This is a genomic window from Vreelandella arcis (assembly GCF_900103865.1).
GTDB classification, from domain to species: Bacteria; Pseudomonadota; Gammaproteobacteria; order Pseudomonadales; family Halomonadaceae; genus Vreelandella; species Vreelandella arcis.
Genome location: NZ_FNII01000014.1, coordinates 1 through 12,566 on the forward strand (window position 1 = coordinate 1; position 12,566 = coordinate 12,566).

The 12,566-nt window shown below is 56.0% G+C and carries 10 protein-coding genes; 3 read left to right on the forward strand and 7 right to left on the reverse strand.

Features of this window, described 5'->3' with window-relative positions; translation table 11 throughout:
* From BLR97_RS15330 to BLR97_RS15360, 7 genes are all read right to left on the reverse strand, one after another.
* Window positions 1–1,958, reverse strand: a 1,958-nt coding sequence (locus BLR97_RS15330; protein ID WP_170833043.1) for a retention module-containing protein, incomplete at its 3' end; no start/stop codon positions are given.
* 236 nt (window positions 1,959–2,194) lie between these two features.
* Complete coding sequence (locus BLR97_RS15335; RefSeq protein WP_089707401.1) at window positions 2,195–2,839, reverse strand: response regulator transcription factor; 645 nt, start codon at window positions 2,837–2,839, stop codon at window positions 2,195–2,197.
* On the reverse strand, window positions 2,839–4,266 hold the full coding sequence (locus BLR97_RS15340) for an HlyD family type I secretion periplasmic adaptor subunit (protein WP_089707402.1): 1,428 nt from the start codon (window positions 4,264–4,266) through the stop codon (window positions 2,839–2,841). Before BLR97_RS15340 ends, BLR97_RS15335 begins: the two co-directional genes overlap by 1 nt.
* Complete coding sequence (locus BLR97_RS15345) at window positions 4,266–6,434, reverse strand: type I secretion system permease/ATPase (RefSeq protein WP_244511330.1); 2,169 nt, start codon at window positions 6,432–6,434, stop codon at window positions 4,266–4,268. Before BLR97_RS15345 ends, BLR97_RS15340 begins: the two co-directional genes overlap by 1 nt.
* A 121-nt stretch (window positions 6,435–6,555) precedes the next feature.
* A complete protein-coding gene (locus tag BLR97_RS15350) occupies window positions 6,556–8,397 on the reverse strand; it encodes a TolC family outer membrane protein (protein WP_089707403.1) in 1,842 nt (613 codons plus the stop codon).
* Window positions 8,398–8,796: 399 nt separating this feature from the next.
* Complete coding sequence (locus tag BLR97_RS15355; protein ID WP_089707404.1) at window positions 8,797–9,666, reverse strand: DMT family transporter; 870 nt, start codon at window positions 9,664–9,666, stop codon at window positions 8,797–8,799.
* Window positions 9,663–9,932, reverse strand: coding sequence for an Rdx family protein (locus tag BLR97_RS15360; protein ID WP_089707405.1), 270 nt, complete (start codon window positions 9,930–9,932; stop codon window positions 9,663–9,665). Before BLR97_RS15360 ends, BLR97_RS15355 begins: the two co-directional genes overlap by 4 nt.
* Window positions 9,933–10,068: 136 nt before the next feature.
* Between BLR97_RS15360 and BLR97_RS15365 the strand changes: the two genes are divergently transcribed.
* From BLR97_RS15365 to BLR97_RS15375, 3 genes are all read left to right on the forward strand, one after another.
* A complete protein-coding gene (locus tag BLR97_RS15365) occupies window positions 10,069–11,382 on the forward strand; it encodes an MFS transporter (protein WP_089707406.1) in 1,314 nt (437 codons plus the stop codon).
* A 181-nt stretch (window positions 11,383–11,563) separates the two neighbouring features.
* A complete protein-coding gene (locus BLR97_RS15370) occupies window positions 11,564–12,001 on the forward strand; it encodes a PAS domain S-box protein (protein WP_089707407.1) in 438 nt (145 codons plus the stop codon).
* A gap of 210 nt (window positions 12,002–12,211) precedes the next feature.
* Entirely contained in the window at window positions 12,212–12,427 is a 216-nt protein-coding gene (locus BLR97_RS15375) for a PA3496 family putative envelope integrity protein (RefSeq protein WP_089707408.1), read from the forward strand.
* Window positions 12,428–12,566 lie beyond the last annotated feature (139 nt).

The following is a 12,566-nucleotide window of genomic DNA, read 5'->3' on the forward strand; positions in this document are numbered from 1 at the left end:
TCATCGCCGTCGGCCCGTACCACATTGATCGTCGGCGTGGAGTCGTCCTGCAGCGTCAGCGTGGCCGTCGCAGTGGACGTGTCGCCATCGCCATCGGTGAGGGTGTATTGGAAGCTGACCTCGCCTTCTTCCCCCGGTGCCGGGGTGTAAGTGAAGGTGCCATCGTCGTTGTAGGCCAGGCTGCCGTTGCCGGTGAGGCTGTCGGCTACCAGGGCGACCCCGGTAGTCAGGTCCACGCCGTCAGCGCCCGCCTCGTCATTGGCAACCACGTCGATCAGTACCTGATCGTTCTCTTGATCCTGGGTGACATCGTCGGCATTGGCGATCGGGCCATCGTCCACAAATTGCAACAGCTCGGCGAGGTCGTAGCTAATGCTATCGCTGGCCTGATCACCGTCGTTGTCGATAACGACCAGTTCTGCACCTAGGGAGATTAAGCCTGAATCAAGCGAAATGCTCTCGCCGGGCTCTACTCCTTCAGGATGATCGATGGCCTGGAACTGCTCTAGAGTGATGGTGGGTTCACTTTCACCCTCTCCTTCACCTGACGTAATGAATAGTGCAAAAACAAGACTTTCTGATGCACCTTCACCACCGTCGACGGAGAGCTCGGGGTCTGTCGAGCCGAGAATAGCGACATTGCCATCCGGGCCTTCGACTTCATGTAAGTAGATGGTATTGCCATCGGCTTCAAGCCCTGAATCACGGGGGCCTGACTCTTCACCTTGGGCATTCAAGCTTAGCGAGTAAGACCAAGTGCTGGAGCCGAGACCATCAGCGCCAGGGAGGACGGTGGAACTAAAGAAATCCGACATATCGCGGGTATTGACCAGCGACTGCTCTGGGTTATCCACCGGTGGTATTGGCTCGGGGTTGACCTCTCCGGGCAGCAGATTTGGGTTGGGAGAATCCGGCGACTGATCATCATCTCCAAAGAATGAGCTTAGCTCTGCATCGGAGGTGGTCAGGGTGAGGCTATCAATGCCGTCTTGGGCGAACACTTCAACGGTTGGCGCGTCGTCAAGGATAGTAATTTCGAGGCTATTAGATGCCGTGTTGCCGCCCGAATCAGTGACGGTATAAACGAGACTGGCCAGGGCTTCTTCGGTACCTTCTTCGTGCAGCAGGTTACTGGCCTGGGTAAAGACAAAGTCACCCGTTTGAGGATCAATCTGGACTTGAAACAGGAACGGCTCGTCAGGGTTGCTACTCTGAACACGGTCGTTTGATGCCGTAAGCGTATTGCTGGCTGCATCCCACTCTAAGGTGAAGCTTTCCTGGCCGATGCTTAGCGTTTCGCCGTCCATGCCGACAAAGCCAATGCTGCCAGCGCCCAGAGGCCCAAAGCTGAAATCAATGCTTCCGTTCGCCGTTATGCTATTGAATTGAGATTGTTCACCGGACACCAATTGACTTTCATCAAGCGTGATACTTGCTGGGCCAGCCGTCGGGTTACCTTCGATTTCCTCGTCAGCGGCAGCGGGCGCAGCAGCAAACTCAACCGCATCAGGGCCACCCTCAGCACCAACTGCGTATTCATACTGCAGCCCCTGGACGGATTCTTCGATACGCGCGAGCTGGACGAAGTCGGAGCCACCGCCGCCCCCGCCAGCAGCGCCACCACCTGCGGCAGTCGCTTCAAGGAGCTCAAGCAGGTCACCATCTTCTTCTTCCAGTGCGGAAAGCAGCGCTTCTACTTCTCCGTCCTGGGCGACGGTTTCTTCTTCGGTGGGGGCGTTTTCGGCATCCACGTCATTGGTAATGGCGACTTCTTCGTCGGCACCAATCGTGGTGGGCGGCAAGCCATCGTCAAAATCAAGTTGAACACTGCCGTTGGTAGAGGTGACCAGCGTCTCGCCTTCCTGTAGAGCATCGCCGACGGCTAGCTCTCTCAGGTTGCCATCAGGATCGCGTGCCCAAGCCTGACCAGTAATGGTGACAACGGTTGCAATGCTCATAGGAGTCATCCTCTAACAACAGAAATAAGGTTTTATATTGACAATCAGGTTAGGCTAGGCTGGGGAAGCTTAGTATTGGACTGTGGTACAGGAAGGAGGACTATTTTGGCAGTGTCACTTCATACATACAGAGGTGGCATCAGGCGCACCCCCAGCGGCAGAGAAAAGGCGAATAGCTGAGTGAGGAGGCTGACACATCGCCATCCAAAAATGACGATATCAGCGCTTGGTACTGGCTACTTGGAAGAGGAGTAGCTAGGGGCGTTACTGACCTTTTCCGACGCGCCTTTGCCGGTGAGCTTGATAATCAACTGTAGCCGGTCGTGGATATCCAGCTTACTGAAAATGGCAGTCAAGTGGGCTTTCACTGTTCTTTCTGTGATATCGAGTTCTCGGGCGACAACTTTATTACTGGCTCCCTTGGCCACCGCCAGGGCCACTTCGCGCTCGCGTTGGGTGAGCGCTTCCAGCACCGATGATTGAACCTGCTGATCACCATTGAGTAGCCGCCAGGTGCTACCCATGACTTGTGCCATTAGATCAGGCGGTACCCAAATCCCCTGATTCATCACCACGGTGGCAATTTGTTTTAACGTATCGGCGGGACTCAGAGCATGCGCGTAGCCTCTTGCACCTTGCTGAAGCGCCTCCATCGCTGCGCTGTTCTCCGGTATCATCGAGAGCACAACGACGGTGGCACGCTGCGCCAGGCGGCGTAGAAAGGGGCCATCAGCGGCATGCTCTTCTTTCAGCACCCACACCACGGTGTCAGCGCCAGCCCATGCCTCGGCCTGCTCTGACGTCACACATTTCGCCTCGGCAAATGCGGCTTGCCAGCGGGGCATTAACGCCTGATCTTGCGTGACAAAAAGGTGGTTCATCAGCGTTCCCCTAATGAATTATTCCACGCGCGCAGGACGGGTTTCAGGAGAAACTCCATCACCGTGCGCTTGCCGGTCATAATATCCACCTGGGCGGTCATGCCGGGAATGATATCCATTTCTTCGTTATTAATCTCACCCTGCTCGGTACGCACCCGCACGCGATAGAAGGTGTTGTCATCGTCATCAGTAATCGTGTCGGCACTGATATTTTCGAGCTCGGCTTTTAACCCCCCATACTGGGAATAGTCGTAAGCCGTTAGTTTGACGGTTGCCTCTTGCCCGGGGCTCAGGAAGGCAATGTCCTGGGGTGCGATACGTGCCTCAACCAGTAGCCGATCGTCAGTAGGGATAATATCGACCACGTCCTCCCCGGCTTGAGCAACACCCCCAATGGTCGTGATGTGCAGCGTTTGCACTACCCCTTTAACCGGCGAACGAATATCGGCGAGTTGCACGCGGTTCTGTAAGCCCGAACTGCCTTCATCCAGCGCCGCTATTTCACTCAGCGTATCGGATAGGTCGTTGCGCCACTGGCTACGCCGTTCAGCGCCCAATTCACGCAACTGCGATTCACTTTCCTCAACGGCGGCTTCGAGACGCTCAATCGCCGCGTTTGCTTGGTCGCGCTCCCCACGGTTTCGGGAAACCTCACGCTCCAGACGCAGCACTTCGACTTCCGATACCGCGCCCGACGATAACAACGGACGCGTTAGCTGAAGCTCTTCATTGGCCATCTGCAGCTCGCGGGCCGCCGTATCACGCCGCAGTTTTGCCTCAAGCAACTCGGCTTCGCGTTGGCGGACGCGGTCGCGAATAACGGCTTCCTGCTGGCGTAATTCATACAAGCTACTTTGATAAGCTTCACGCTCTTGCGAAACGGCGAGTGGCGCATCTGCCAGCAACTCATCACTGGGCGAGAAGTCAGTGTCTGTCACCAGGGCACGCAGCCGCTCGGCACGGGCTTTCAGCGCCTGTGCTTGAACGCGGTTCTCACGGAAATCGGAGACAAACCGAGTAGGGTCGATCCGCATAATGACCTCGCCCGCCTCCACCATCTGGCCTTCCTGGACGAGGATTTCTTCTACTACGCCGCCGTCGAAAGATTGGACACGCTGTAGCTGTTGCGCGGGGATGACGCGGCCCTGGCCACGAGTGACTTCGTCAATTTCCGCAAAAGAAGCCCACACCAGCAGCGCAATTACCGCGAGCAAAAGGGTGTAAAGAAACGCCCGCGCGCGCAGCGGGTCTTGCTGCATACGCGCCCAATCGGCATCGCTTGCCCAGTCGCGGTTTAAGTGAGCCGAGGTTACCCGTTTGGAAAAGAGCCGATCCATAAACGGGCGAAAGGGCTTACCGCCTTTTTCACTAAATCGACCTAGTGCTTCAAAGCCTTGCTGCTCGGCGGTTTTACGCTTTTTGGCCATTAACTCGCCCTCCCAACTTGGCCTTTGCGCAGGGCTTCGACGACTTGCTCGCGGGGGCCATCAGCGACGACTTTACCCGCATCCATGACTATAATACGGTCGACCAACGAGAGCAGCGATGTACGATGAGTAACGATCACCATGGTTTTTTCTTCGCTGAAACGAGTGAGGTTTTTCTTCAATACCTCTTCACTGGCGTGGTCCATGGCGCTGGTCGGCTCATCGAGCAAGAGTACGGTCGGGTTGCTGACCAGCGCTCGCGCTATCGCCACCGATTGACGCTGCCCGCCGGAAAGCATGTTACCGCCCTCACCCACCGGCAAATCGAGCCCATGGGGGTGAGATTTAACCAGCGACTCAAGGCCACTTAACCTAACGGCCTCGAGCAATGCTTCGTCATCGACGCCCTCGTTCCCCCCGCCGGCCACAATGTTTTCGCGCAGGGAGCCAAAAAATAGCGCGATATCCTGCGGCACGTAGCCAATGTGACGGCGTAACTGCATAGGGTCGAACTGGCGTATGTCCACGTCATCGAGAAAGATGGCACCGCCGGTGGGCTGATACAGCGCCAGCAACAGCTTACTGAGGGTTGATTTACCCGAGCCGACACGCCCGATTAGGGCAACTTTTTCACCGGGTTTAAGCCGGAAGCTGACGTCGTTTAAGGCATTACGTTCCGCCTCTGGATAGCTCAGGCTCACGCCGTCGAATTTAATATCGCCACGAACCACCGGGCGGCTGATATAGGCTTTGCCTTCGACGCGCTCAACAGGCTTATCCATCACCTCATTGAGCGATTGCAACGCGGTGGATGACTGGTGGTACTGGGCCATCAACCCCGCCGCTTGGCTGATCGGCGCCATGGCGCGGGAAGACAGCAAATAAGCCGCAATTAACCCGCCCTGGGTTAAATCACCTTCGATGATCAGGTATACCCCGATAACGATGATTGCCACCGCCACGGTGTGTTGCGTCCATAGCGCCACGCTGGTAACCGAGGAGCTAACAAGGCGTAACTGGGCCGAGGTGCGCGATAGAAAAGCCGATGCCCGCTCCCACATGCCTTGCAAGCGGCTTTCGCTGCGTAGTGCTTTGACAGTTTCCAAATTCCCCACGGATTCCACCAGAGTGGCGTTGCGCTGGGCGCCAATGCGCCAGGTGGTTTCGGAGAGTTCGTGTAGTTTGCTCTGCGCGGCCAGTGCGTATAGAAAAACAAAGGTCGCCCCCACCACAATTGGGATCACTAGCGGCACCCCGATGAGCGCGATAATTGCGGCGAAGAGAATCACAAAGGGCAGATCCACCAACGCCACGACGGTGGCCGAACCAATAAACGCGCGGACGGATTCGAACGATTGCAGCGTGGCCGTGAATGAGCCGGTCGACGCTGGTTTGGCTTCCATACGCATGCCCAACACGCGTGACATGATACTGGAGGTTAACTTGACGTCGGCACGACTGGCCGCCAGATCCACAAAGGCGTTGCGCATCAAACGCAGCGCCAGGTCGAAGCACAGCACGATGAAGATGCCTACCGCCAGCACCCAGAGGGTTTCAGTGGCCGCGTTGGGCACCACTCGATCGTAAACGTTCATCACGAACAGGGGCATGGCCACGGCAAACAGGTTGATCACCGCCGATCCGATCAACACATCACGATAAAGCTTGCGGTTTTCGCGGATAACGCCCCAAAACCAGTGCCGTGAGCGCTGCTTTTTAACTTCGGGGCCGCGCGCATCGAAACGATACTTTGGCCTCACATAGGCCGCTTGGCCGCTGTAAGCATCCTGCAAGCCGACCAAGCTGACAACAGAGCTTGCATCGCCAAGCTCAGGGAAAATCACTTCCGCCTGGCGATTTTTAAGATCCAGGTTGAGCAGTACACAGGCACGCCCGGACTCAAGCAGCAAAATAGCCGGAAACAAGGCGGGGTTCAGCTGTGAAAGGCGTGACTTGACCAGCCGAGCCGTCAGGTCAGCGCGCGCCGCCGCACGTCCCAACACCCCTGGCGTCAACCTGCCCTCCTCAAGCGGGAGACCTGCAAGAAGTGCTTCTCGCGTGGCATCGTGATGGTGAATTGAGGCGACAGCGACCAAACATTCCAGCAGCTCGTCTGTCTCGGTTCTGTTAGCTTGTTCGTCTGACGTTACGTCTTTTTCGTTAGACACACATACCCCAAATCATAAATACCGCCTGCTCAGATTAGTACGCCCAGCGCCGCTGTTTCGCGCACTTATCCATTAAAAGAGTGGATAGCACGCGAAACAACCTAAAGCGACATCTTCTTGATTAACTGCTGACAGGAAACGCTTCGCCATACCCCATATCGCTCAACTGGCGACGAAAGCTTGGCGTAGCATCAGGGGTGACGGCTACTTGAACACGGTACAAATCCCCACCGTTAACGACGCGGGCTGGCGTGTTCAACTGATTTTCAAGTTCTTTTTGCAACTCAACGGCAGAGGCTTGGCTACTGAGGGCCGCTACCTGGAAAAAAGAACTTTCATGCGCTGGCGTGGCGTTAACGAGCTCATCCGTGAACGTTGAAGAATGATTTGAGGGCTTGCCTGATCCTTCAGAGGTCGAAAGCGTGTCAACGGTGCTTTTCACATCAAACGAACGCGTTGTACTGACATCCGAAGATATACCATCGCCTACATTTCCCACCAGATCTTCCAGCGTGTAATTTGCCGGTGCCTGACTGGGGCAAATAGTCTCACCGTCAAGTTCAACGCCATCGCTCTCCAGATCTGCCAGGCTGGGCATGTCGGCACGCGACACTTCCAAGGTGCGCATCAACTGTCCCATTGCCGCCAGTGTCTCGGCATCGGCAATGGCCACGTCGTACTGGGCATTGACGTAGGCGCGGCTCGCTTCAAAGAATTCGTTCTCACTGTCCAGCACGTCGAGCAAGGTACGTTCGCCGATATCAAACTGCTGCTGGTAGGCGCCTCGAACACGATCGATCGATTGGCGATGCTGATTCAGGTATTGCATCTGCTCGCGCAAACGCTGTGTATCCGCGTAAGCAATTTGGGTGGTTTGACGCACGTTGTGACAGGCCAGCTCGCGATTATCGACCGCTTCCTCAATGCGTTCACTCGCTGCACGGAATGAGGCCAGGTCTGAACCACCCCGGTATAGGTTCATGCTGGCAACAAGTTCGATGCTGCTCTGGTCACGACGACCGAATGCTGACGAGTCATCGTTATTATTGCCGGTACGTCCCACGATATCGACCCGCGGATGGAAACCTGATTCCGCGATGTCCTGCTCCGCGCGAGACGCGGCGATGTCTTCAATCGCGGCGTGAAAGTCAGGATTACCTTCAAAGGCAAGGTTGACTGCCTCTTGCACCGAGCTTGGCAACTCATCCGCCAGTTCCGGCGTGGGTGCCAGGTTTTCAACCGGTAGGTCGCCGACGATGCGGTTATAGCGGGCCGAGACATCGTGCAGATTTGAGGCTTCGGTCAGCAGGTTGGATTCGGCCAGTGCGACACGGCCGGAAATTTGCTCAAGATCAACACCGCGGCCTGCGCCGGAGAGCGCACGCTCTTCGATCTGATCGTAGACGCGCATGTGCTGGCGGTAATTATCCTGGGCCAGGCGAACCAGCTCACGATAGCGCAGCACATCGGCGTAGGCCGTGGTCGCTTCCAGGGCAACGGTTTCACTGGCGCCTAACAGTTCGTAATAGCGTACCAACTCCGCCCGGTCCAGTTGCTCTACCCGACCGGCAGTCGCAAAACCGTCGTAGACCATTTGGGTCAATTCGAGTTGCACGTAGTCGGTGTCATAACTACCGCGGCCATCACCTTCGACAGACTCTCGCCCTATGCCAGCGGTGGCATCAATGCTGGGCAAATAGCCGCCCCAGGCTTCGTCTCTGTCGTATCCCGCTGCATTGAATGCGCGGAACGCCGAGTTGACTTCAGGGTTCTGGGTGATCGCCTGCTGAACAGTCTCTTGCAAATTGGATGAACCCGGTATGGCCATACCGGATGGTAGTGACTGCGCCATCGCCTGGCTAAGCGGAAGGAGTGTCAGGCTGGTACCGATAGCGGCTGCCTGAATGATACGTGTCAAGCCAAACCGTTGGTAAAGCCCGTTGGTGCAACTGATTTTTTTCATCTTTCGTCCCCTCATGGAATATGAGACAGCAACTGCAGCAAAACCACCGCAATCACCGATAGCAATTGATACGTTATTTTTTTATCGCGGGACTCACCTAACACTCACACGATGTTCAGGTGGCGCATCCATTCCCGGCTTCCATACCCTGATGGTGCTTGGCTCTAGAGCCTTGCGTGTCCATGTCACCCATCTAAAGAGCTTAAGCACATTAATGGGCTCTTACCTACTTATAGCCTACAACGCGCAGGCTACGTCAGAATAATTAATGTAAGTAATCGTAACCCAAGATTACATTATACACAAAAAAATGCGATAAATTTCTTATGTAGTGAGTATTGATATGTCAACCAATTGCGCTGGAACAAGCTTACCAGCGCCGATTTCAGCGCATTCACCCTATGATTTTCGCGCTTGTTGCCAGCCTAGACCCGCCAAAATAAGAGCCAAACCGACAAGCGTGGAAGGGTATATCGACTCTCCCACGACTACAAACAGTAACAAAAGAGACACAGGCGGGGAAAGAAAGATCAGGTTCGAGACCTTGGCGGTGCGCGACACCTTGTGAACCGCGAGCTGCCATAAAATAAAGGCGATGCCCATTTCAAACAGCCCGACATAGATACCGGCCAACAGCGCCGAGCCGCTATGCCACTGGAAGCCTGGCCCCCATAGCAGCAGCAGTGTTAATACCGGCAACCCAACAGTGAAGTTCTGCCACTGCCCAACCAATGGCTGGCGTTTATCGCGGGCATTGAGCAACCAGTAAAGCGCCCACAGCAGCGTGGATGCCAGGGCAAAGACCACCCCGAGGGGGTCGGCAAAGTTGACGTCGAAAACATCACCGCGGGTGGCAATCACCCATACGCCCGAGTAGGCGACCAGCCCGGCGGCCACATCCGTTCTGGTGAGGCGGTGGCCAAGCAACGGCACCGCCAGAAATGCCATGGCCAGCGCCCAGGTGTAGTTGAGCGCCATGGCCTCCTGGCCGGGCAGTCGATCGTAGGCGGCAAACAGTACCAGGTAATAGGCCACCGGGTTCATCAACCCGGCCCAGGCGGCGGTCTTCCAACCTTTGCTCAGCGCGACGCCGGCGTTGCCTTGGTACACCACGATGGCGCCCATCAACGCCCAGGACACCAGCGACGCCAGCCACATGAGTTCCAGCGGTGACATCCAGGCCAGCGCCACCTTGAAGGCGGTGGCGACCGTGGACCAAAGGGCAACCGCTCCCAGACCATAGAGGATCGCCCGACGATCTTGATTCATCGGTCGGTATGGCCCAGATCGCGGGAAGGCTCGACGTGGTCGCGCACGCGCTGCTTGAGGGCCTTGATGTCGGGAAAACCGCCATCACGCTTGCGCTCCCACAGCAAGTCGTCGTCACACCAGATTTCAAAGGTGCCGCCATGGTCGGGGCAAAGCGCTACTTCATTGAGTGCTTCGCCAAAGGTGGAAAGCAGTTCCTGCGCGTACCAGGCGCTCCTTAGTAGCCACTGGCACTGAGTGCAATATCGAATTTGAACACGCGACATACTTGAGCTCCCTGGCCTGACTCGCCATTATCCTCGATCAGTAACATTCATTGCTTAAGACATTACTCAAGAGTGTACTTAATCACCCGGCTCGTCAAAACGGGTCGCTCAGGACGGCTATCGCCAAGGAGCCCACATGGCTAGACACGACGCATCAGAGTCGCGCATTTACGAATGGCTCACCGGTGACGAAGACAGCCGGATGTGCGACGACATCCCTGACAGCGCCTGTCATGAACAACCACGCAATTTTATGCTGCATTTATGGGCAGCTCTGGGCAATAAATTGGCGGATGAGCTATCCAGCGCCCGGCTGGTGCTCCCGTGGCTGATGGGCATCATCGGTGCGCCGGTATGGATGGTCGGGTTACTGGTGCCTATTCGAGAGTCCGGGGCGCTATTGCCGCAGATTTTTGTGGCAGGCTTCATTCGCCTCAAGCCGCAGCGGAAATGGGTTTGGGTCACTGGCGCATGTTTACAGGCGTTAGCCGCGCTATTGTTAGCCGCCCTGGCTCTATGGAGCAGCGGAACCCTCGGCGGCAGCCTGGTGTTGCTGGCGCTGGTGATGCTGTCTCTCGCCCGAGGGCTTTCGTCTATCGCGACAAAGGATGTCATGGGCAAGACCATTGCCAAACGCCGCCGTGGCACGCTAATGGGCTGGAGCGGCAGCGTTGCTGGGGCCGCCACCCTGGCAGCGGGGGGCGTGCTAATGCTCATGGGCGACTCGCAAGGCAATGCCATGCTGGCCGCGTTACTGGGCGTTGCGGCCCTCGGCTGGATCGTAAACGGCGCCTGCGCTGCCGGTATTGAAGAAACGTCTGGGGCTGTTGAAGGCGGTGAAAACGCATGGGACAGCATTAAGCTGGGCCTATCGCTACTCAAAGAAGACCACACCTTCGTTCACTTCAATGTAGCCCGGGCATTACTCCTTTCCAGTGCCTTGGCGCTGCCCTACTTAGCACTGCTGGGCCAACAGCAAAGCGGTACCCAATTAGGTGGCCTGGGGCTGCTTGTCGTGGTGTCGGGTATTGCGGCGATGGTGGCAAGCCCTGTTTGGGGCAAGCGCGCGGATCAATCGAGCCGTCGCGTCATGCGCGACGCGGCGATAGGCACGGCTGTGTGCTGCTTTCTAGGGGCTGGTATTACGTGGCTACCGGCCGCTTTCTCCCAACAGATATGGCCCTATGCGCTGGTTTATGCGCTGCTGGTCATTGTTCACCACGGCGTGCGCTTGGGTCGCAAAACCTATTTGGTCGATATGGCAAGCCAAGATAACCGAGCCCTGTATGTAGCACTGTCCAACACGTTGACCGGTGTGCTGATGTTGCTGGTGGGTGGAGTCATTGGTCTCCTGGCCCAGTGGTTAGGCAGCGACGCTTTGCTGTTGGTATTGTCCGCCACCGCCCTGGCCGCGATAGTCTGCGCACAGCGATTACCGGAAGTAGAGTAACCTGAAGATAACGTTCAAGATTGCAATGCTTGGCAACGCTCGCCATGATGGACGTTAAGTGGCAACTGTTAATCGATCTTTTGCTATTATAAAAAGTTACGTCGTAAGGGGCATGCGCTAGATCGCAACCATCAACGTGGTAAAGCCCCCAATAGGTTTGGAGCTGCAACAGGATCCCTTGATGAAACGATCTCCATTAATCAGCCCTGCGTTGCTCGAACGTATGGTAGACGCTTCCGAAGACGGCATTGTAGTTGCTGAACAGGAAGGCGATGAAAACATCCTGATTTACGTCAACAAAGGCTTTGAACGCCTGACGGGCTACAGCGCCGATGAAATTTTATATCGGGATTGTCGCTTTCTGCAGAATGAAGATCGCGACCAAGCCCCGCTGAAGGCCATCCGCGAGGCGTTAAGCGCCGGCCTCCCCTCGCGGGAAGTGCTGCGCAACTATCGTAAAGACGGCACCATGTTCTGGAACGAGCTGTCGATTACGCCGGTGTTCGATGAAGACGACAAATTGATGTACTTCATCGGCGTGCAAAAGGATGTCACCGAACGCATTGAGGCTCAGCAGGCGCTAGCCGCCCTGCAATCTGAGCGGGAAAATGCCAAATAGGCATTGACCGAATACGCTTGCAATAAAGACGCGTTGATAGCGCTTAATTAAACAACCAAGACAAAAAATTAACAACAACGCTTGAACTTCAACCTTAGCAGCGTTATATAGCGGCAAGGCGCTACCACAGCGTTAGTCGCTTCTTGCCGCCATATTTGACGAGAAGCCTGTCGTTATGCCGGCATGCCGGCTTGGGTTGGAGGGCCAGTGATGAGCCGTGACCCCTTAAGTCGTGAATCTTTCTCCCACGAAGACGCCGAGTCGGATGACTTCGAATCGCTAGATGCGGTTAATGACGAGCATTACGGCCGCTCGCGACCAAATAGCAAAGCCAATAGCCTGCGCGCCCGCCGCCAAGTTGAAGCCTGGCTGGAAGAGCGCCGCTTGAAGCGAGCGATCGAAGACGACTGGGACGAGGAAGAGTAAGGTTTCCCGACTACCCATCGTTTATTCGCTTAGCCGGTTGCCTATAGCCATTGTCCCGTAGCTGGCCTTTCATCACGCAGAGCTCTATCATCTGCGTATCATCCAGCTGCTACGCTGGCATTTTTGTTCATCAACTTTA

Bases quoted from the DNA above. Each gene is read 5' to 3' on its own strand.
- BLR97_RS15370 (WP_089707407.1), top strand. From the start codon at position 11,564: ATGAAACGATCTCCATTAATCAGCCCTGCGTTGCTCGAACGTATGGTA.
- BLR97_RS15355 (WP_089707404.1), bottom strand. From the start codon at position 9,666: ATGAATCAAGATCGTCGGGCGATCCTCTATGGTCTGGGAGCGGTTGCC.
- BLR97_RS15335 (WP_089707401.1), bottom strand. From the start codon at position 2,839: ATGAACCACCTTTTTGTCACGCAAGATCAGGCGTTAATGCCCCGCTGG.
- BLR97_RS15350 (WP_089707403.1), bottom strand. From the start codon at position 8,397: ATGAAAAAAATCAGTTGCACCAACGGGCTTTACCAACGGTTTGGCTTG.
- BLR97_RS15375 (WP_089707408.1), top strand. From the start codon at position 12,212: ATGAGCCGTGACCCCTTAAGTCGTGAATCTTTCTCCCACGAAGACGCC.
- BLR97_RS15365 (WP_089707406.1), top strand. From the start codon at position 10,069: ATGGCTAGACACGACGCATCAGAGTCGCGCATTTACGAATGGCTCACC.
- BLR97_RS15360 (WP_089707405.1), bottom strand. From the start codon at position 9,932: ATGTCGCGTGTTCAAATTCGATATTGCACTCAGTGCCAGTGGCTACTA.
- BLR97_RS15340 (WP_089707402.1), bottom strand. From the start codon at position 4,266: ATGGCCAAAAAGCGTAAAACCGCCGAGCAGCAAGGCTTTGAAGCACTA.